We start from the raw sequence: 20,287 nt of genomic DNA, 5'->3' as shown, positions 1-20,287 counted from the left end.
GGAGTGTGACGACAGGGCCCAGGTCGGGCAGGGGGCACTGTGGCGCCCACCTGCCGTGGTGGGTCAGTGCGCCGCCGAGTCCCAGTCGTGGCCCACGCCCACCGAGACGTCCAGGGGCGCGCGCAGGTCGGCCGCGGCCGACATCTGTTCGCGGACCAGGGCCTCGACCTGCTCGCGCTCGCCGGGGGCGAGTTCGAGCACGATTTCGTCGTGGACCTGGAGGAGCATCCGGGAGGCGAGACCCGCCTCGGTCAGCGCCCGGTCGACACCCAGCATGGCGACCTTCACGATGTCGGCGGCCGTGCCCTGGATCGGGGCGTTGAGCGCCATCCGCTCGGCGGCCTCGCGGCGCTGGCGGTTGTCGCTGTTCAGGTCGGGCAGGTAGCGCCGACGGCCGAGCATGGTCTCGGTGTAGCCGGTGGCGCGGGCCTCGTCGACGACCCGGCGCAGATAGTCCCGTACCCCGCCGAAGCGCTCGAAGTAGGTGTCCATCAGGCCACGGGCCTCGCCCGGGTCGATGTTCAGCTGCTGCGAGAGGCCGAAGGCGGAGAGGCCGTAGGCGAGGCCGTACGACATGGCCTTGATCTTGCGGCGCATCTCGGCGTCGACGGCGGACCGCTCGACGCCGAAGACCTGGGAGGCGACGGTGGTGTGGAGGTCCTCGCCGGAGGTGAAGGCCTCGATGAGGCCCTCGTCCTCGGAGAGGTGGGCCATGACGCGCAGCTCGATCTGGCTGTAGTCGGCGGTCATGAGGGCCTCGAAGCCCTCGCCGACGACGAAGCCGTGCCGGATGGCGCGGCCCTCGTCCGTCCGTACCGGCACGTTCTGCAGGTTGGGGTCGGTGGAGGAGAGGCGCCCGGTGGCGGCCACCGTCTGGCTGAAGGTGGTGTGGATGCGCCCGTCGGCGGCGATCGTCTTGATCAGGCCCTCGACGGTGGAGCGCAACCGGGCCTGCTCGCGGTGCCGGAGCATGATCACCGGCAGGTCGTGCTCGGTCTGGCCGGCCAGCCAGGCGAGCGCGTCCGCGTCCGTGGTGTACCCGGTCTTGGTCTTCTTGGTCTTCGGCAGGTTCAGCTCGCCGAAGAAGACCTCCTGCAGCTGCTTGGGCGAGCCGAGGTTGAACTCGTGGCCGACGGAGGCGTGCGCCTCCTTCACGGCCTGCTGCACCGCGCCTGCGAACTGCTGCTCCATGGCCTCCAGGTGGTCGCGGTCGGCGGCGATGCCGTGTCGCTCCAGGCGGGCGAGCAGGGCGGAGGTGGGCAGCTCGACGTCGTGCAGGAGCTCGCGGGCGCCGACCTCTCCGAGCTTCTCCTCGAAGGCCACGGCGAGGTCGAGGACGGCCCGCGCCTGGGTCATGAGGGCCTCGGCCTCGGCGGTGTCGTCGGCGCCGAAGGCGAGCTGGCCGTCGGCGGCGGCCGCGGGGGCGAGCTCGCGGTGGAGGTACTCGACGGAGAGCGCGTCGAGCGCGAAGGAACGCCGGCCGGGCTTCACGAGGTAGGCGGCGAGGGCGGTGTCCATGGTGACGCCCGCGATGCTCCAGCCGTGCTCGGGGAAGACCCGCATGGCGCCCTTGGCGTTGTGCATGGCCTTCGGCCGGTCGGGGTCGGCGATCCAGGCGGCCCAGGCCTGCTCGTCGGCCTCGTCGAGCGCGCTCGGCTCGAACCACGCGGCGGCGCCTCCGGCGGCGGCGAGCGCGATCTCGCCGACGTTCCCCGTGCCGAGGGCCCAGGTGTCGACGGTGGCGATGCCGAGGGGCTCGGTGCCGTGCTCGGCGAGCCAGGGGCCGAGCTCGCCGGCGCCGAGGACGGTGCCGTCGATCTCGACGCCCGCCTCCGGGGCCGGGGCGGTGTCCTCGGCGGCGCCCGGGTCGACGGCGAGGAGCCGCTCGCGCAGCGAGGGGTTGCGGATCTCCAGGGTGTCGAGGACGAGGGCGACGGCCCCGCGGTCGTACGGCTCGCGGGCGAGGTCCGTGACGCCCTTCGGCAGCTCGACGTCCGTGACCATCGCGGTCAGGCGGCGGTTGAGCTTGACGGACTCCAGGTGGTCCCGGAAGTTCTGGCCGGCCTTGCCCTTGACCTCCTCGGCGCGCTCGACGAGCTCGTCGAAGGAGCCGAACTGGTTGATCCACTTGGCGGCGGTCTTCTCCCCGACACCGGGGATGCCGGGCAGGTTGTCCGACGGGTCGCCGCGCAGGGCCGCGAAGTCGGGGTACTGCGAGGGCGTGAGGCCGTACTTCTCCTGGACCTTCTCCGGGGTGAAGCGGGTGAGCTCGGAGACGCCCTTGGTCGGGTAGAGCACGGTGGTGTGGTCGGAGACCAGCTGGAAGGAGTCCCGGTCGCCGGTGACGATCAGGACCTCGAAGCCGGCGGCCTCGGCCTGGGTGGCGAGGGTCGCGATGACGTCGTCGGCCTCGAAGCCGTCGACGGCGAACCGCGGCGCGTTCATCGCGTCGAGGAGCTCGCCGATCAGCTCGACCTGCCCCTTGAACTCGTCGGGGGTCTTGGAACGGTTCGCCTTGTACTCCGGGAACTCCTCGGACCGCCAGGTCTTGCGGGACACGTCGAAGGCGACCGCGAAGTGCGTGGGCGCCTCGTCGCGCAGCGTGTTCGCCAGCATCGAGGCGAACCCGTAGATCGCGTTCGTCGGCTGTCCGGTCGCGGTGGTGAAGTTCTCCGCGGGCAGCGCGAAGAACGCCCGGTACGCGAGCGAGTGCCCGTCCATGAGGAGCAGGCGGGGGCGGGGGTCTGCGGGGTTCTTCGATGCTGTCTCGGCCACACGACGATCCTGCCACGGACGACTGACAATCCCGCCCACCGTTCCCGTCGCCCCCGGCGGGGTGCCTGGCCGTCACCGCCGCGTGACAGGATCGGAGACGTACGCCGCAGGATTACCGCTCAAGGGAGAGCGCGATGGTCAGCAAGCCGCCGGTCGGCGACCCGGTCCAGGACGCACCGCAGGTCACACCGCCGCAGCACGCCGCCGCCGGGCTGCCCGCCATCGGGCACACCCTGCGGATCGCCCAGGAACAGATGGGGCTGCGGCGCACCGCGCGGACCCTGCTCAAGGTCAACCAGAAGGACGGCTTCGACTGTCCCGGCTGCGCATGGCCCGAAGAGGACAAGCGGCATGTGGCGGAGTTCTGCGAGAACGGCGCGAAGGCGGTCGCCGAGGAGGCGACGCTGCGCCGGGTGACCCCGGAGTTCTTCGCCGCGCACCCGCTGGCGGACCTGGCGACCCGCAGCGGGTACTGGCTGGGCCAGCAGGGCCGGATCACCCAGCCGATGCTGCTGCCGGAGGGCGGCGACCGGTACGAGCCGGTGACCTGGGAGCGGGCCTTCGCGATCCTGGCGGAGGAGCTCCGGGCGCTCGCCTCCCCCGACGAGGCGCTCTTCTACACCTCGGGGAGGACGAGCAACGAGGCGGCGTTCCTGCTCCAGCTCTTCGCCCGCGAGTTCGGTACGAACAACCTGCCGGACTGCTCCAACATGTGCCACGAGTCCTCGGGGTCGGCGCTGACGGAGACCATCGGCATCGGCAAGGGCAGCGTCTCCCTGGAGGACCTGCACCGGGCGGACCTGATCATCGTGGCCGGGCAGAACCCGGGGACGAACCATCCGCGCATGCTGTCGGCCCTGGAGAAGGCCAAGGCGGGCGGCGCGAGGATCATCTCCGTCAATCCGCTGCCCGAGGCGGGTCTGGAGCGGTTCAAGAACCCGCAGACCCCGCGGGGCATGCTCAAGGGCGCCGCGCTCAACGATCTCTTCCTCCAGATCCGGATCGGTGGCGACCAGGCGCTCTTCCGGCTCCTGAACAAACTGGTCCTGGAGACGGCCGGGGCGGTCGACGAGGAGTTCGTCCGCGAACACACCCACGGGTACGAGGAGTTCGCGGCGGCGGCCAGGGAGGCCGACTGGGACGAGACGCTCGCCGCGACCGGTCTGGACCGTTCCGAGATCGAGCGGGCCCTGGAGATGGTGCTCGCCTCGGAGCGGACCGTCGTGTGCTGGGCGATGGGCCTCACCCAGCACAAGCACTCGGTGCCGACCATCCGCGAGGTGGTCAACTTCCTTCTCCTGCGCGGGAACATCGGCCGGCCGGGCGCGGGGGTGTGCCCGGTGCGCGGCCATTCGAACGTGCAGGGCGACCGCACGATGGGGATCTTCGAACGGCCCGCGCCCGCCTTCCTCGACGCCCTGGACAAGGAGTTCGGGATCGTCTCGCCGCGCCACCACGGCTTCGACGTGGTCCGGTCGATCCAGGCCCTGCGGGACGGCGAGGCGAAGGTGTTCTTCGCGATGGGCGGCAACTTCGTGGGGGCGACGCCCGACACGGAGGCGACGGAGGCGGCGATGCGCCGGGCCCGGCTGACCGTCCACGTCTCGACGAAGCTGAACCGCTCGCACGCCGTGACGGGCACGCGCGCGTTGATCCTGCCCACCCTCGGCCGTACGGACAAGGACGTGCAGGCGGGCGGCAAGCAGTTCGTGACGGTCGAGGACTCGATGAGCCTGGTGCACGCCTCGCGGGGCAATCTGCCGCCCGCGAGCCCGCATCTGCTGTCCGAGCCGGCGATCGTGGCGAGGATGGCCCGCGCCGTCCTCGGCGACGGATCGGCCACTCCCTGGGAGGAGTTCGAGGCCGACTACGCCACGATCCGGGACCGCATCGGGCGCGTGGTGCCCGGTTTCGAGGACTTCAACGCCCGTCTCGCGGCGGACCCGGGCGGCTTCCGGCTGCCGCACGGACCGCGCGACGAGCGCCGCTTCCCCACGAAGACCGGCAAGGCGAACTTCACGGCGGCGCCCGTGGAGTACCCGAGGGTGCCGGCGGGGCGGCTCCTCCTGCAGACGCTGCGCTCGCACGACCAGTACAACACCACGATCTACGGCCTCGACGACCGCTACCGGGGCATCAAGGGGGGCCGCCGGGTCGTCCTGGTCCACCCCGAGGACGCGGCGGCTCTGGGCTTCGCGGACGGGGCGTACGCGGATCTGGTGAGCGAGTGGACGGACGGCAGCGAGCGGCGGGCGCCCGGCTTCCGGGTGGTGCACTACCCGACGTCCCGGGGGTGCGCGGCGGCCTACTACCCGGAGACGAACGTGCTCGTGCCGCTGGAGTCGACGGCGGACGTCAGCAACACCCCCGCGAGCAAGTCCGTGATCGTCCGTCTGGAAGAATCCGCCTCCGCCTAAGCGTTTGCTCAGGCAGCTCAGGAAGACCAGCCGTACGAAGACGTACGAAAAGAACGGAGCCGGGCATGGGTGAGCAGCAGCACGTGAAGTTCCCGCAGGAGGTCCTCGACGAGTACGCGGCGCTGGGTGTCGACCTCCCGGCGCTCTTCTCGGCCGGGCACCTCGGCAACCGGATGGGCGTCCAGATCCTGGAGGCCTCCGCCGAGCGGGTCGTCGGCACCATGCCCGTGGAGGGCAACACCCAGCCGTACGGTCTGCTGCACGGCGGCGCCTCCGCGGTGCTCGCGGAGACGCTGGGCTCCATCGGCTCGATGCTGCACGGCGGGGTGTCGAAGATCGCGGTGGGCGTCGACCTGAACTGCACCCATCACCGCGGGGTGCGCAGCGGTCTGGTGACCGGTGTGGCGACGCCGGTGCACCGCGGGCGGTCGACGGCCACGTACGAGATCGTGATCACCGACGAGCAGGAGAAGCGGGTGTGCACGGCGCGACTGACGTGCCTGCTGCGTGAGGTCACCGCGAAGGACGCGTCCAGCATTCCGGACACCTCGAACGCCTGAGCGGTGACACACAGGCTCTGACCAGCCAAGCACGACCAAGGGGCGGCACCTGCGGGTGCCGCCCCTTCGGCGTTCCGAGCGACCCCCCGCCCCCGCGATCGTCACGCTGTGTCACGTGCACAAGGTGTGGCTCATACCGAAGCGGAGGGGCTGGTTCGTCCGCTCAGCTTTCTGCCGTTGTCCGATATCCGGAGAGTCCGCTGAGCGGACCGTCAGTACCAAGAATCGCTCAAGCCCCTTAGCGGAACTGCACGTTCTCACTATGTGAACACCGCATTACAGACCCTAATGTCCCGGTTTTCCCAGCCCACGCGCACACTCTTTCCCCGTCGGCATAACAAGACAGTCACATCCTGACCTCGGCGCTCCCCGACCCTCCCCACCTGCGCTTAGAGTCACCGCCAGTCACCGCGCCGCCGGGCGCGTTCTACTGCACGGCCTTGTACCAACCCCAGTACGGCCCGGCGTTCCAAAACGGCACCCCTCGCTCCGCAGCTTCACGGCACCGCCTCATCCGAGGGGGCCGCGCCAGGGAAAGGACCCTTCGTGCGAAACCGTTCGATGCTCATACTCACCACCGCGGTCACCGCGGGAGCACTCACCCTCACCGCCTGTGGTTCGCGCGACGACAAGGGCGGCGCCGCCGAGAACGGCGACGGCGGCAACGTCACCGTGACCATCGGTCTCGACGCGCCCCTCACGGGTGAGCTGTCCGCCCTCGGCCTCGGCATCAAGAACTCCGCCGACCTCGCGGTCAAGACGGCCAACGAGAAGTCCTACGTCAAGGGCGTGACCTTCAAGCTGGAGTCCCTGGACGACCAGGCCCAGCCCTCCGCCGGCCAGCAGAACGCCACCAAGTTCGTCGCCGACAAGTCCGTCCTCGGCGTCGTCGGCCCGCTGAACTCCTCCGTCGCCGAGTCGATGCAGAAGGTCTTCGACGACGCCAAGCTGGTGCAGGTCTCCCCGGCCAACACCAACCCCGCGCTGAGCCAGGGCATCAACTGGAGCACCGGCGAAAAGAAGCGCACCTACAAGTCGTACTTCCGCACCGCCACCACGGACGCCATCCAGGGCCCGTTCGCCGCGCAGTACGTCTTCAAGGAGGCCAAGAAGACCAAGGCCTTCATCATCGACGACAAGAAGACCTACGGCGCCGGCCTCGCGGGCACCTTCAAGGGCGAGTTCGAGAAGCTCGGCGGCAAGGTCCTCGGCACCGAGCACATCAACCCGGACACCAAGGACTTCTCCGCGGTCGCGACCAAGGTGAAGAGCTCCGGCGCCGACGTCGTCTACTACGGTGGCGAGTACCCGGCCGCCGGCCCGCTGGCCAAGCAGATCAAGGAAGCCGGCGCGAAGGTCGTCGTCGTCGGCGGCGACGCGATCTACAGCCCCGAGTACGTGAAGCTCGGCGGCGCGGCCGCGACCAACGGCGACATCGCCACCTCGGTCGGCGCGCCGATCGAGTCCCTCGACTCCGCCAAGGAGTTCCTGGCCAACTACAAGGCCAAGGGCTACAAGGAGGCCTACGAGGCCTACGGCGGCTACGCCTACGACTCCACCTGGGCGATCATCGAGGCCGTCAAGAAGGCCGCCGAGGGCAACGGCGGCAAGGCCCCCGAGCGCGCCAAGGTCGTCGAGGCCATGCAGGGTGTCTCCTTCGAGGGCGTGACCGGCAAGGTCTCCTTCGACGAGTTCGGTGACACCACCAACAAGCAGCTGACGGTCTACAAGGTCGAGGGCGGCGCGTTCAAGCCGGTCAAGTCCGACACCTTCGGCGGCTGATCAACAGCCCCGCTCCGCAGCACCACTCAGCACCACTCAGCACCACTTTCACCGCGCGGGGGGCCGCACCAGGCTCCCCGCGCGGTGTCACATCCGTCGAAAGTCTCGGAGGACAATGCGGTGAACGAACTGCCGCAGCAGCTGGTCAACGGCCTGCTACTGGGATCCATGTACGGGCTCGTCGCCGTCGGCTACACGATGGTCTACGGCATCGTCCAGCTCATCAACTTCGCCCATGGCGAGATCTTCATGACCGGCGGCTTCGGGGCGCTCACGGTCTGGCTCATCCTGCCCGGCGGCACCAGCATGTGGGTCGCGCTGCCCGTCATGATCATCGGTGCCGTGATAGTCGCGACCACCATAGCCGTCGGGGCGGAACGGTTCGCCTACCGTCCGCTACGAGGTGGCCCCCGCCTCGCCCCGCTCATCACGGCCATCGGCCTCTCGCTCGCCCTGCAGTACGCGGTGTGGGTGTGGTACCCCGAGGCGAAGAGCGCCCGGACCTTCCCGCAGATCCCCGGCGGTCCGATCGAGCTCGGCCCGGTCACCATCCAGACCGGCGACGTCTTCCTGCTGATCGCCGCCCCGATCTGCATGGCCGTCCTCGCCTTCTTCGTCATGCGGACCCGCGTCGGCCGCGGCATGCAGGCCACCGCGCAGGACCCGGACACCGCCAAGCTCATGGGCGTCAACACCGACCGGATCATCGTGATCGCGTTCGCCCTCGGCGCCGCCATGGCCGCCGTCGGCGCCGTCGCCTACGGCCTCAAGTACGGCGTCGTCGACTACAAGATGGGCTTCCTCCTCGGACTCAAGGCCTTCACCGCCGCCGTCCTCGGCGGCATCGGCAACATCTACGGAGCCATGATCGGCGGAGTCGTCCTCGGTGTCGCCGAGACCATGGCGACGGCGTACGTCAGCCACATCCCCGGTATGGAGCAGCTCGGCGGCCAGTCCTGGGCCGACGTCTGGGCCTTCGTACTCCTCATCGTCGTACTCCTCGCCCGGCCACAAGGCCTCCTGGGCGAGCGCGTCGCGGACAGGGCGTGAGCACCATGACCACCATCTCCGAGAACACCCAGGCAGCAACGGCCTCCCAGCGGGACGAAGCGACCGGTCTGATCGGCTTCCTGCCGGCCAAGGCCGCCCGCGCCCTCGCCCTGGGCGGCTCCGGCCTCACCGTCGCCGCCTGCTTCCTCGCCTGGACCTGGACGCCCACGTTCCCCGGCGACCTCACGTACTACGGCTCCCCCGCCGGCCTCCAGACGCAGGTCCTCGTCCTGGGCCTGCTCACCGCCCTCTTCGCCCTCTCCTCCTACGGCGTCAAGGGCACCCGCTGGCTGACCCCCGCCGGCGCCGACGCGGCCATCAAGGTCGCCGCGCTCGCCACCTTCGGCACCACCTGGTACACCGTCGCCGCGATCAGCATCTCGCTGGGCGGCCCGATCAACCTGGAGCCGGGCGGCGCGATCGTCGCGCTCACCTCCCTGCTCACCCTCCTCGGCGCCCTCGCCCTCCCCTTCGAACGGCCCGCGGTACACCCCGTGGACCCCGAGGACACCGGCTGGGACCAGTTCAAGCACCGCGCCGGCAACGGCTGGACGGCCTTCAAGGGCGCCTTCGCCGTCACCGGCACCGCCCGCAAGCTGCCCCCGATGCACTCCACGGTCGAGATCCTGATCATCACGGGCATCCTCGCCGCGGCGCTCGGCGTCTTCACCTACGGCGTCGGCACCGAGTACGACGAGCTGTTCGTCGGCTTCCTGATCACGGCCGGCCTCGGCTTCGCCGCGATCAACAAGTCCGGCCTCATGCAGCAGGCCACCCAGCTCACCAAGAAGCACCAGAACCTCACCATCGCGGGTGCGTTCATCGCGGCGGCGCTCTTCCCCTTCACCCAGACCGACGACCAGTACGCGACGCTCGGCGTCTACATCCTGATCTTCGCCACGGTCGCCCTGGGCCTGAACATCGTCGTCGGCCTCGCCGGTCTCCTCGACCTCGGCTACGTCGCCTTCCTCGGCGTCGGCGCCTACGCGGCCGCCCTCGTCTCGGGCGCCCCGACCTCCCCGTTCGGCGTCCACCTCCCCTTCTGGGCCGCCGTCCTCGTCGGCGCCGGAGCCTCCCTGGTCTTCGGTGTCCTCATCGGCGCCCCCACCCTGCGACTGCGCGGCGACTACCTCGCCATCGTGACGCTCGGATTCGGTGAGATCTTCCGCATCGCCGTCATGAACACCGACGGCACCTCCGGCCCGGACATCACCAACGGCTCCAACGGCATCGCGTCCATCCCGAACCTCAACATCTTCGGGTTCGACTTCGGCGCCGAGCACGCCATCGCCGGCTTCACCATCGGCCGCTTCGCGAACTACTTCTTCCTGATGCTGCTGATCATGGCGGTCGTCGTGCTGGTCTTCCGCCGCAGCGGCGACTCCCGCATCGGCCGCGCCTGGGTCGCCATCCGCGAGGACGAGACCGCCGCGCTCGCCATGGGCATCAACGGCTTCCGGGTCAAGCTCATCGCCTTCGCGCTCGGCGCCTCGCTCGCCGGCCTCGCCGGCACCGTGCAGGCCCACGTGACCTACACGGTGACCCCGGAGCAGTACCTCTTCGCCGGACCGATCCCGCCCAACTCCGCCTTCCTGCTCGCGGCCGTCGTCCTCGGCGGCATGGGCACGATGAGCGGTCCCCTGGTCGGCGCCTCGCTGCTCTTCCTCATCCCGAACAAGCTCCAGTTCATGGGCGAGTACCAGCTCTTCGCCTTCGGCGTCGCGCTGATCCTGCTCATGCGCTTCCGCCCGGAGGGCATGATCGCCAACCGGCGCAACCAGCTGGAGTTCCACGAGCACGACGAGACGCCCGCCACGCCCGTCAAGGCAGGTGCCTGAACCATGACGACCACCACGAAGACCGCCGACGCGACCACCGCGCCGACCGCCGGCCAGACCGTTCTCGACGCCCGCGGGGTCACCATGCGCTTCGGCGGCCTCACCGCCGTGCGCGACGTGAACCTGACCGTCAACAGCGGCGAGATCGTCGGCCTCATCGGCCCCAACGGCGCCGGCAAGACCACCTTCTTCAACTGCCTCACCGGCCTCTACGTCCCCACCGAGGGAGAGGTCCGGTACAAGGGCACGGTCCTGCCGCCCACGTCGTACAAGGTCACCGACGCCGGCATCGCCCGCACCTTCCAGAACATCCGTCTCTTCCACAACATGACGGTCCTGGAGAACGTCCTCGTCGGACGCCACACCCGGATGAAGCAGGGCCTCTGGTCCGCGCTGCTCCGACTGCCCGGCTTCAAGAAGGCCGAGGCGGAGGCGACCGAGCGGGCGATGGAACTCCTGGAGTTCATCGGCCTCCAGGACAAGGCCCAGCACCTCGCCAAGAACCTCCCGTACGGAGAGCAGCGCAAGCTGGAGATCGCCCGCGCCCTCGCGAGCGACCCCGGTCTGATCCTGCTCGACGAGCCCACCGCCGGCATGAACCCGCAGGAGACGCGGGCGGCGGAGGAACTCATCTTCGCCATCCGGGACATGGGCATCGCCGTGCTCGTCATCGAGCACGACATGCGGTTCATCTTCAACCTCTGCGACCGGGTCGCCGTGCTCGTCCAGGGCCAGAAGCTGATCGAGGGCGACAGCCAGACCGTCCAGAGCGACGAGCGGGTCATCGCCGCGTACCTGGGCGAACCCGTCGCGGACGCATCGGCGGAGGAGACCCCCGCGCCGGAGGCCCCCGCGAAGGCCGCCCCCTCCGAGGACACGTCCGCCGACGAGGACGCGCCGTCGGAGGACGACGCCCCCAAGGCCCCCGAGGCGACCGACACCCCCGAGGCCCCCGCCGACGAGGCGCCGGCCGCCGAGGAGACCTCCTCGGAGGACACCACGCAAGACCCTGCTTCGGGCAAGGAGAACGACGCATGACCGCACTGCTCGAAGTCGAGGACCTGCGCGTCGCCTACGGAAAGATCGAGGCCGTCAAGGGCATCTCCTTCTCCGTCAACGCCGGTGAGGTCGTCACCCTCATCGGCACCAACGGCGCCGGGAAGACCACCACCCTGCGGACCCTCTCCGGGCTCCTCAAGCCGGTCGGCGGCCAGATCAAGTTCGAGGGCAAGTCCCTCCGCAAGATCCCCGCGCACAAGATCGTCTCACTGGGTCTGGCCCACTCCCCCGAGGGCCGGCACATCTTCCCCCGCATGACGATCGAGGAGAACCTCCTCCTCGGCGCCTTCCTCCGCAAGGACACCGCCGGCATCGCCAAGGACGTCCAGCGCGCCTACGACCTCTTCCCGATCCTGGGCGAGCGTCGCAAGCAGGCGGCCGGCACCCTCTCCGGCGGCGAGCAGCAGATGCTCGCCATGGGCCGGGCGCTCATGTCCCAGCCGAAGCTGCTCATGCTCGACGAACCCTCCATGGGCCTCTCGCCGATCATGATGCAGAAGATCATGGCGACCATCGCCGAGCTGAAGGCCCAGGGCACCACGATCCTGCTCGTCGAGCAGAACGCCCAGGCCGCGCTCGCCCTCGCGGACCAGGGCCACGTCATGGAGATCGGCAAGGTCGTGCTCTCGGGCACCGGCCAGAACCTGCTCCACGACGAGTCCGTCCGCAAGGCGTACCTCGGCGAGGACTGACCCACCCGGTCGGCACCACGGACAGAAGGCCCGCCCCACAAAGCCGTGGGGCGGGCCTTCTCCGTGCGCCTGCGGGACGGGGCGGGCAGGGCGGGCGGCGGCTACTGGCCCTTGGCCGCCTTCTTCTCCTCGGCGTCCTCGATGACCGCCTCGGCGACCTGCTGCATGGACATCCGCCGGTCCATGGACGTCTTCTGGATCCAGCGGAACGCGGCCGGCTCCGTCAGCCCGTACTGGGTCTGCAGGACGGACTTGGCGCGGTCCACCAGCTTGCGGGTCTCCAGACGCTGCGAGAGGTCGGCGACCTCCTGCTCCAGGGCGCGCAGTTCGGAGAAGCGGGAGACGGCCATCTCGATGGCCGGCACCACGTCGCTCTTGCTGAACGGCTTCACGAGGTACGCCATGGCGCCGGCGTCCCGGGCCCGCTCGACGAGCTCGCGCTGCGAGAAGGCGGTGAGCATGAGGACCGGGGCGATGGACTCGCCGGCGATCTTCTCCGCGGCCGAGATGCCGTCCAGGACGGGCATCTTCACGTCGAGGATGACGAGGTCGGGGCGGTGCTCGCGGGCGAGCTCGACGGCGGTCTGGCCGTCTCCGGCCTCGCCGACGACCGTGTAGCCCTCTTCCTCCAGCATCTCTTTGAGGTCGAGGCGGATGAGGGCCTCGTCCTCGGCGATGACGACACGGGTCGTCAGCGGCGGGACGTGCGACGCGTCGGCGTCGTCGGCGGGCTGGGGCGACTCGGGGGCGGTCACGGTACTCCTTGGTACGGGGCGGGGCACTGCTCACCACGAGCCTACCCAGCTGCGATAAGCTATGGACACGGCGGGGAGCCGCCAACCTTCACTTCGAAGGAAGCCTCGGTAGTCCAGCGGAAGAGACACGGTGCTCAAACCACCGACAGCGTGGGTTCGAATCCCACCCGGGGCACTTCACCTTTGATTCCCAGGTCGCCGCGTACTCGGTGATCGTCACCCACGCGCGTGAACTCCGCGGATTCACCCACGGTCACTGCGGCTCAGCAGCCGCGCTCGACTGCGCGTACGACATCGGAACGCGTCAGCGGGCATTGGCGCTCGTCGCCCAGGGCCGCAGCTTGAACTCCGTCAGCAAGCAGACCGGGATCTCCCGCGCGGCCGATCGACGGGAAGCGCAAGCGGTACGAGTACCCCCGGTACTTCTTCACCGACAAGTCCGACGACATCCGTCAGCTGTTCGGCGACACCCTCGACAGGGTCGGTGTCGAATGGACGAGCACCGATCGCGGCACCGACCCGTACAACATCTCCGTCGCCCGCAAAGCCTCCGTCGCCCTCATGGACGCGCACGTCGGGCCCAGGCACTGACCCCCTACGTCAGCGGATCCCCGATGTGGTGGACCCGTACCAGGTTCGTCGAGCCCGCGACTCCCGGCGGGGAGCCGGCCGTGATCACCACGATGTCGCCCTTCCGGCAGCGGCCGATCCTCAACAGCTCCTCGTCCACCTGCGCCACCATCGCGTCCGTCGAGTCCACGTGCGGGCCGAGGAAGGTCTCGACGCCCCAGGTGAGGTTGAGCTGGGAGCGCGTCGCCGGGTCCGGGGTGAAGGCGAGCAGGGGGATGGGTGAGCGGTAGCGGGAGAGCCGCTTGACCGTGTCGCCGGACTGGGTGAAGGCGACGAGGAACTTGGCGCCGAGGAAGTCGCCCATCTCGGCGGCCGCGCGGGCCACCGCGCCGCCCTGGGTGCGGGGCTTGTTCCGGTCGGTGAGGGGCGGGAGGCCCTTGGCGAGGACGTCCTCCTCGGCCGCCTCGACGATGCGGCTCATGGTGCGGACGGTCTCGATGGGGTAGCGGCCGACGCTGGTCTCGCCGGAGAGCATCACGGCGTCGGTGCCGTCGATGACGGCGTTGGCGACGTCGCTGGCCTCGGCGCGGGTGGGGCGGGAGTTGTCGATCATCGAGTCGAGCATCTGGGTGGCGACGATGACGGGCTTGGCGTTGCGCTTGGCGAGTTTGACGGCGCGCTTCTGGACGATCGGCACCTGCTCCAGCGGCATCTCGACGCCGAGGTCGCCGCGGGCGACCATGATGCCGTCGAAGGCGGCGACGATCTCCTCGATGTTGTCGACGGCCTGCGGCTTCTCGATCTTGGCGATGACGGGCAGGCGGCGGCCTTCCTCGTCCATGATCCGGTGGACGTCGTCGATGTCCCGGGCGCTGCGGACGAAGGAGAGTGCGATGACGTCGGCGCCGGTGCGCAGTGCCCAGCGCAGGTCTTCGATGTCCTTGTCGGAGAGGGCGGGGACGGAGACGGCGACGCCGGGCAGGTTGAGGCCCTTGTTGTCGGAGACCATGCCGCCCTCGATGACGACGGTGTTCACCCGGGGCCCGTCGACGGAGGTGACTTCCAGGGTGACGCGGCCGTCGTCGACGAGGATGCGCTCGCCGGTGGTGACGTCGGCGGCGAGGCCGGAGTAGGTCGTTCCGCAGCGGTGGCGGTCGCCTTCCGTCGGTTCGACGGTGATGGTGAACTCGTCGCCGCGTTCAAGGAGTACGGGGCCTTCACGGAAGCGGCCGAGGCGAATCTTCGGGCCTTGAAGGTCGGCGAGGACGCCGATGCTGCGGCCGGTCTCGTCGGAGGCTTTGCGTACGCGCTGGTAGCGCTCCTCGTGTTCGGCGTACGAGCCGTGGCTGAGGTTGAAGCGGGCCACGTCCATTCCGGCCTCGATCAATGCCTTGATCTGGTCGTATGTTTCGGTGGCGGGCCCAAGGGTACAAACGATTTTCGCTCGGCGCATGTGTCGAGCCTAGGCCTTACCCGCGAGTAGCGAGTTGGCAGGACATGACTACTCAACAACCTTTCCATGAAAGGCTGTTGACAAGTCTTGAATCTGTGCGCCGGGGTGCTCCGATGAGCGATTTTCGCGCCCCGGCGCCCCTTGTCTCACAGTGCGGGCGGCCGCATCGTGAAGCGCGCCACGACCTCGGCGGTCACCGTCTGGCGCTGCGGTTCGAGGTCGAGCGGCGGGGCCTCCCCGACCCCTTCCGCCGAGTACGCCACCGCCGCCGAGCCGAAGGCCGCCCGACGTGGCATCAGGGGCTCCGCGACGCCCGCGTCCGACAGTTCGAGGAGTGAGGAGAGGGAGGTGCCGAGCGCCTCGGCGTAGGCCCGCGCTCGTTGCACCGCCTCCGTCACCGCGAGCCTGCGGGCCTCCGCGTACGCCGGGGAGGCCGGGCGCAGGAACCACCACGGGCCGTCGACGCTCGTCAGTTCCAGGTCGGCGAGCCGGGTCACGAGCTCTCCGAGCACGGTGAAGTCGGTGAGTTCCGCGGTGACCCGCACCCGGCCGTGGAAGGCGTGCACCCGCTCCCCCCGCCCCTTGCGGGTGAGCTCGGGGGAGATCGAGAAACTGCCCGTCTCCAGTTTCTCCACCGCGGAGCCCTGCGCCTTGACCAGGTCGAGCACCAGGGCGTTGCGCCGGGTGAGGTCCGCGAGCGTGGCCGACCGGTCGGGCCCGCGGGCGGAGACGGCCACCCAGATCCGGGCGAGTTCCGGGTCGACGTCGAGACGTCCCTCCCCGCGAACCGTCACCTGGGGTGCCTCCGGGGTCGCGTGTTCCTGCGTCACGTCCTGACTCCTCCGTGTTCGGCAGCGATCGTCCACCGAACACTTTCCCACTCCGTAACCCGAAAGCTCTGTTGCCGACGTGGCCGTCCGGGTCAGAATCTACGCGCGTTGTGCGCCATGGTCGGCGCCGACGGCACGGAACCACAAGGGGAGAGATCACATGCCGCTGAACCGCAGGACGTTCCTGGAGCGCTCGGCCGCCGCCGGGGCCGGAGTGGCCGTCGCCGGAGCCGTCGCCGTTCCCGCCGAGGCCCATGGCGGCCACGGCCGCCCGCGTCCGCGGAAGCGGTACTCCTTCACCGTGATGGGCACCACCGACCTGCACGGCAACGTCTTCAACTGGGACTACTTCACGGACAAGGAGTTCGACGACAAGGCCCACAACGACGTCGGCCTCGCCAAGATCTCCACCCTGGTCGACCAGGTCCGCAAGGAGAAGGGCCGCCGCAACACCCTCCTCATCGATGCCGGCGACACCATCCAGGGCACCCAGCTGTCGTACTACTACGCCAAGGTCGACCCGATCACCGCCCGCCGCGGCCCGGTCCACCCGATGGCCCAGGCGATGAACGCCATCGGCTACGACGCCGCCGCGCTCGGCAACCACGAGTTCAACTACGGCATCCCGGTGCTCCGCAAGTTCGAGGAGCAGTGCGACTTCCCGCTGCTCGGCGCCAACGCGCTCGACGCCAAGACCCTGCGCCCGGCCTTCGCCCCGTACAGCATGCACCGGCTGCGCACCCCGCACGGCAAGGACGTCAAGGTCGCGATACTCGGCCTGACCAACCCCGGCATCGCGATCTGGGACAAGGCGAACGTCAGCGGCAGGATGGTCTTCCCGGGTCTGGAGGAGCAGGCCGCGAAGTGGGTGCCCAGGCTGCGCTCCATGGGCGCGGACGTGGTCGTCGTCTCGGCGCACTCCGGGTCCAGCGGCACCTCCTCGTACGGTGACCAGCTCCCCCACATCGAGAACGCGGCCGGGCTCGTCGCCGAGCAGGTGCCGGGCATCGACGCGATCCTCGTCGGCCACGCGCACACCGAGATCGCCGAGTACCGGGTGAGGAACAAGGAGACGGGCAAGGACGTGGTCCTGTCCGAGCCCCTGAAGTGGGGCCAGCGCCTGACCCTGTTCGACTTCGACCTGGTGTGGGAGAAGGGCTGCTGGAGCGTCGAGAAGGTCGCCGCCCAGGTCCTGAACTCCAACACGGTGGCGGAGGACCCGGAGATCACCGGGCTGCTCGGGGACGAGCACAAGAAGGTCGTGGAGTACGTCAACCAGATCATCGGCACCTCCACCGTCGCCATGACCACGGCCGACGCGCCGTGGAAGGACGAGCCGATCATCGACCTGATCAACGTCGTGCAGGCCGAGACCGTGAAGGCGGCTCTCGCCGGCGGCGCCCACGCGGCCCTGCCGGTCCTGTCGCAGGCCTCCTGCTTCTCCCGTACGGCCCGCATCCCGGCCGGTCAGGTCTCCATCAAGGACGCCGCGGGCCTGTATCCGTTCGAGAACACCCTGGAGGCCCGTCTGATGACGGGCGCCCAGCTGAAGGACTACCTGGAGTTCTCGGCGCGGTACTACGTCCAGACCCCGGCGGGTGCTCCGGTGGACACCGCGAGGCTGACCAACGCCGACGGCATCCCGGACTACAACTACGACGCCGTCCACGGGCTCACGTACGACATCGACATCGCGAGGCCGGCCGGTTCACGGATCGTGAACCTGTCCTTCGAGGGCAGGCCCCTGGACCCGGCGGCGAAGTTCGTCCTCGCGGTCAACAACTACCGGGCGAGCGGCGGCGGGGCGTTCCCGCATGTCGCCGGTGCCCAGCAGCTGTGGGCCAACTCGGACGAGATCCGTAACACCATCATCCAGTGGGTGAAGGCGAAGGGGACGGTGGACCCGTCCCTGTTCGCCTCGGTGGGCTGGAAGCTGACGCGGGACGGTGTGCCCGTCTTCTAGGGGTCAGCGGGTTCTCACTGCTGTACGAGAGGCGTCAGCTTCTGGCCCTGGGCCGGGATGCTCGGCGCCTCTCGTGTCTCCAGGCCGAAGCTGGTGAAGGCCGTGCGGCGAGGGAGCGGGTACGGCTCCTTGCCGGTGACCGAGTTGAGGATGGTGGCGCTCCGCCAGGCCGCGAGGCCGAGATCGGGGGCACCGACGCCGTGGGTGTGCCGCTCGGCGTTCTGTACGTGTACGGCGCCGGTCACCGAGGGGTCGAGGACGAGCCGGTATCGCTCGTCGACGCGGGCGCGCCCCGCGGAGTCGTGGCGGAGGTAGGGGTCGAGCCCGGCGAGCATCCGGTCCACCGGCCGTTCCCGGTAGCCGGTGGCGAGGATGACGGCGTCGGTGGTGAGCCGGGAGCGGGTGCCCTGCTGGAGGTGTTCCAGGTGCAGCTCGACCTGGGTGGTGGCGACCCGGCCGGCCGTGCGGACCCGGACGCCCGGGGTGAGGACGGCGTCCGGCCAGCCGCCGTGCAGGGTCCTGCGGTACAGCTCGTCGTGGATGGCGGCGATCGTGTCGGCGTCGATGCCCTTGTGCAACTGCCATTGCCGGGGCATGAGTTCGTTGCGGACGTGCTCGGGCAGGGCGTGGAAGTAGCGGGTGTAGTCCGGGGTGAAGTGCTCGAGCCCCAGCTTCGAGTACTCCATGGGGGCGAAGGCCTCGGTGCGGGCCAGCCAGTGGATCCGTTCGGCGCCGGCGGGGCGGGCGCGGAGCAGGTCGAGGAAGACCTCGGCGCCGGACTGGCCGGATCCGATGACGGTGACGTGTCCGGCGGCGAGGAGCGTGTCGCGGTGTGCGAGGTAGTCGGCGGAGTGGAAGACGGGGACGCCGGGGGCGTCGGCGAGCGGCTTGAGCGGCTCGGGGACGTACGGCTCGGTGCCGACGCCGAGGACGACGTTGCGGGTGTACGCGCGGCCCAGGGCCTCGGCCTCGCCGTCCGGGTCGAGCTGGGTGAAGTCGACCTCGAAAAGGCGTCGTTCGGGGTTCCAGCGGACGGAGTCGACCTGGTGGCCGAAGTGGAGACCGGGGAGCCGCTCGCTGACCCAGCGGCAGTAGGCGTCGTATTCGGCGCGCTGGATGTGGAACTTCTCGGCGAAGTAGAAGGGGAAGAGACGCTCGCGGCTCTTCAGGTAGTTGAGGAAGGTCCAGGGGCTGGCCGGGTCGGCCAGGGTCACCAGGTCGGCGAGGAACGGGACCTGGAGCGTGGCGCCCTCGATGAGGAGGCCGGGGTGCCAGTGGAAGGCCGGCTTCTGCTCGAAGAAGGCGGTGGCGAGTCCGCCGGGGAGACCGTGCGCGAGTGCGGCGAGCGAGAGGTTGAAGGGGCCGATGCCGACGCCCACGAGGTCGTGGGGGCGGTCGTGGTCGTCCTGGGGGGTGCTGCCGGTGCTGCCGGTCATCGGTGCGCGCTGCCTTCCACGAGGGTGATGAGCTGAGCCAGGTCGCCGGGGGTGGCGTGGGGGTTGAGCAGGGTGGCCTTGAGCCAGAGGCGGCCGTCCGCCTCGGCGCGGCCGAGGACGGCGCGGCCCTCGACGAGGAGGGTGCGGCGGACGGTGGCGATGGTCGCGTCGGTGACACCGGGGCCGTTCGGCCGGAACAGGACGGTGGTGAGGGTGGGACGGGCCCGGAGGTCGAGGCCCGGCGCCTTCTCCACGAGGTCGGCCAGCTCCTGCGCCCGGTCCATGCAGGCGTCGACGAGTTCGCCGAGGCCGGTGCGGCCGAGGGCGCGGAGGGTGACGGCGGTCTTGAGGACGTCCGGGCGGCGGGTGGTGCGCAGGGAGCGGCCGAGGAGGTCGGGGAGGCCGGCCTGGGTGTCGTCGTCGGCGTTGAGGTACGCGGCGGTGTGCCCGAGCACGGTGAGGTCGGCCGGGTCGCGTACGGCGAGGAGTCCGGCGGCGGCCGGCTGCCAGCCCAGTTTGTGGAGGTCGACGGTGACGGTACGGGCGCGGGTCAGGCCGTCGAGGAGGGAGCGGTGCCGACGGCTGAAGAGGACGGGGCCTCCGTAGGCGGCGTCCACGTGGAGGTCGGCGTGGCGCTCCTCGCAGAGGTCCGCCAGGGCCGGGATCGGGTCGATGAGGCCCTCGTCGGTGGTTCCCGCGGTGGCCGCGACGAGGATCGGCCCGGTGAGCGCGGTCAGTGCCTCGCGCAGGGCGGTGGGGTCCAGGGTGCCGAGGGGTGTGGGCACCACGACGGGCTCGGGGAGGCCGAGGAGCCAGGCGGCCCGCTGGAAGGAGTGGTGGGCGTTAGCGCCGACGACGGTGCGGACGGCGGGGCCGAGACGCTCCCTCGCGAGGAGCAGGGCGAGCTGGTTGGACTCGGTGCCGCCGGTCGTGACGACGGCGTCGGGGTTCGTGGCGTCCGGATAGACCTCGGCGGCGAGGGCGGCCGTGACCCGCTCCTCGATCGCGGAGGCGGCGGGGGCCTGGTCCCAGGAGTCCATGGACGGGTTGAGCGCGGAGGCCGCGAGGTCGGCGGCGGCGGCGAGGGCGAGGGGCGGGGTGTGGAGG

Annotated in this window: 14 protein-coding genes, 1 tRNA gene and 1 pseudogene; 10 read left to right on the top strand and 6 right to left on the bottom strand. The window is 70.0% G+C overall.

Features of this window, described 5'->3' with window-relative positions; all coding sequences use genetic code 11:
• Positions 1 to 63 precede the first annotated feature (63 nt).
• Positions 64 to 2,775 carry a DNA polymerase I gene (gene polA / locus AOK00_RS31660; protein ID WP_055603624.1) on the bottom strand — a complete coding sequence of 904 codons (2,712 nt, stop codon included), beginning with the start codon at positions 2,773 to 2,775 and terminating at the stop codon, positions 64 to 66.
• 134 nt (positions 2,776 to 2,909) lie between these two features.
• Between polA and AOK00_RS31655 the strand changes: the two genes are divergently transcribed.
• The 7 genes from AOK00_RS31655 to AOK00_RS31625 all read left to right on the top strand — a co-directional run bounded on the left by AOK00_RS31655 (position 2,910) and on the right by AOK00_RS31625 (position 12,173).
• Positions 2,910 to 5,192 (top strand): FdhF/YdeP family oxidoreductase, encoded by a 2,283-nt coding sequence (locus tag AOK00_RS31655; protein WP_055603623.1) that lies wholly within the window; start codon positions 2,910 to 2,912, stop codon positions 5,190 to 5,192.
• 65 nt (positions 5,193 to 5,257) lie between these two features.
• Complete coding sequence (locus AOK00_RS31650; protein WP_030325223.1) at positions 5,258 to 5,752, top strand: PaaI family thioesterase; 495 nt, start codon at positions 5,258 to 5,260, stop codon at positions 5,750 to 5,752.
• Positions 5,753 to 6,313: 561 nt separating this feature from the next.
• Positions 6,314 to 7,534 carry a branched-chain amino acid ABC transporter substrate-binding protein gene (locus tag AOK00_RS31645; RefSeq protein WP_437441459.1) on the top strand — a complete coding sequence of 407 codons (1,221 nt, stop codon included), beginning with the start codon at positions 6,314 to 6,316 and terminating at the stop codon, positions 7,532 to 7,534.
• A 120-nt stretch (positions 7,535 to 7,654) separates the two neighbouring features.
• Positions 7,655 to 8,584: a branched-chain amino acid ABC transporter permease gene (locus AOK00_RS31640; RefSeq protein ID WP_055603621.1), complete on the top strand. Its 930-nt coding sequence runs from the start codon at positions 7,655 to 7,657 to the stop codon at positions 8,582 to 8,584.
• A gap of 5 nt (positions 8,585 to 8,589) precedes the next feature.
• Entirely contained in the window at positions 8,590 to 10,422 is a 1,833-nt protein-coding gene (locus tag AOK00_RS31635) for a branched-chain amino acid ABC transporter permease (RefSeq protein WP_055603633.1), read from the top strand.
• A gap of 3 nt (positions 10,423 to 10,425) precedes the next feature.
• Complete coding sequence (locus AOK00_RS31630; protein ID WP_055603620.1) at positions 10,426 to 11,460, top strand: ABC transporter ATP-binding protein; 1,035 nt, start codon at positions 10,426 to 10,428, stop codon at positions 11,458 to 11,460.
• A complete protein-coding gene (locus AOK00_RS31625; protein WP_030325214.1) occupies positions 11,457 to 12,173 on the top strand; it encodes an ABC transporter ATP-binding protein in 717 nt (238 codons plus the stop codon). Before AOK00_RS31630 ends, AOK00_RS31625 begins: the two co-directional genes overlap by 4 nt.
• Before the next feature lie 101 nt (positions 12,174 to 12,274).
• Here the strand turns inward: AOK00_RS31625 and AOK00_RS31620 are convergent, their stop codons facing one another.
• Positions 12,275 to 12,928 carry an ANTAR domain-containing response regulator gene (locus AOK00_RS31620; protein ID WP_055603619.1) on the bottom strand — a complete coding sequence of 218 codons (654 nt, stop codon included), beginning with the start codon at positions 12,926 to 12,928 and terminating at the stop codon, positions 12,275 to 12,277.
• 102 nt (positions 12,929 to 13,030) lie between these two features.
• Here AOK00_RS31620 and AOK00_RS31615 point away from each other — a divergent pair.
• Together AOK00_RS31615 and AOK00_RS40875 are read left to right on the top strand one after the other, a co-directional pair.
• Positions 13,031 to 13,103, top strand: a tRNA-Leu gene (locus tag AOK00_RS31615).
• 203 nt (positions 13,104 to 13,306) lie between these two features.
• A pseudogene (locus tag AOK00_RS40875) lies at positions 13,307 to 13,519 on the top strand (helix-turn-helix domain-containing protein); the annotation flags it as partial.
• 4 nt (positions 13,520 to 13,523) lie between these two features.
• On the opposite strand, the gene pyk reads toward AOK00_RS40875, so the two are convergent.
• Positions 13,524 to 14,951 (bottom strand): pyruvate kinase, encoded by a 1,428-nt coding sequence (gene pyk / locus AOK00_RS31610; protein ID WP_055603618.1) that lies wholly within the window; start codon positions 14,949 to 14,951, stop codon positions 13,524 to 13,526.
• A 146-nt stretch (positions 14,952 to 15,097) separates the two neighbouring features.
• Positions 15,098 to 15,781 (bottom strand): SIMPL domain-containing protein, encoded by a 684-nt coding sequence (locus AOK00_RS31605; RefSeq protein ID WP_055603617.1) that lies wholly within the window; start codon positions 15,779 to 15,781, stop codon positions 15,098 to 15,100.
• A 160-nt stretch (positions 15,782 to 15,941) separates the two neighbouring features.
• On the opposite strand from AOK00_RS31605, the gene AOK00_RS31600 reads away from it, so the two are divergent.
• The gene (locus AOK00_RS31600; protein ID WP_055603616.1) at positions 15,942 to 17,744 is read left to right on the top strand and encodes a bifunctional metallophosphatase/5'-nucleotidase; all 1,803 of its coding nucleotides are present in this window, start codon (positions 15,942 to 15,944) and stop codon (positions 17,742 to 17,744) included.
• 14 nt (positions 17,745 to 17,758) lie between these two features.
• Here the strand turns inward: AOK00_RS31600 and AOK00_RS31595 are convergent, their stop codons facing one another.
• Together AOK00_RS31595 and AOK00_RS31590 are read right to left on the bottom strand one after the other, a co-directional pair.
• On the bottom strand, positions 17,759 to 19,180 hold the full coding sequence (locus AOK00_RS31595; RefSeq protein ID WP_055603615.1) for a lysine N(6)-hydroxylase/L-ornithine N(5)-oxygenase family protein: 1,422 nt from the start codon (positions 19,178 to 19,180) through the stop codon (positions 17,759 to 17,761).
• The coding region (locus tag AOK00_RS31590) for a pyridoxal phosphate-dependent decarboxylase family protein (protein WP_055603614.1) at positions 19,177 to 20,287 on the bottom strand (1,111 nt) is incomplete at its 5' end. The genes AOK00_RS31595 and AOK00_RS31590, both read right to left, overlap by 4 nt.

This window comes from Streptomyces aureus, from assembly GCF_001418135.1.
Taxonomy (GTDB): Bacteria; Actinomycetota; Actinomycetes; order Streptomycetales; family Streptomycetaceae; genus Streptomyces; species Streptomyces aureus_A.
The sequence above is the reverse complement of the archived record's forward strand: the minus strand, read 5'-3'. Positions and strand labels throughout refer to the sequence as shown.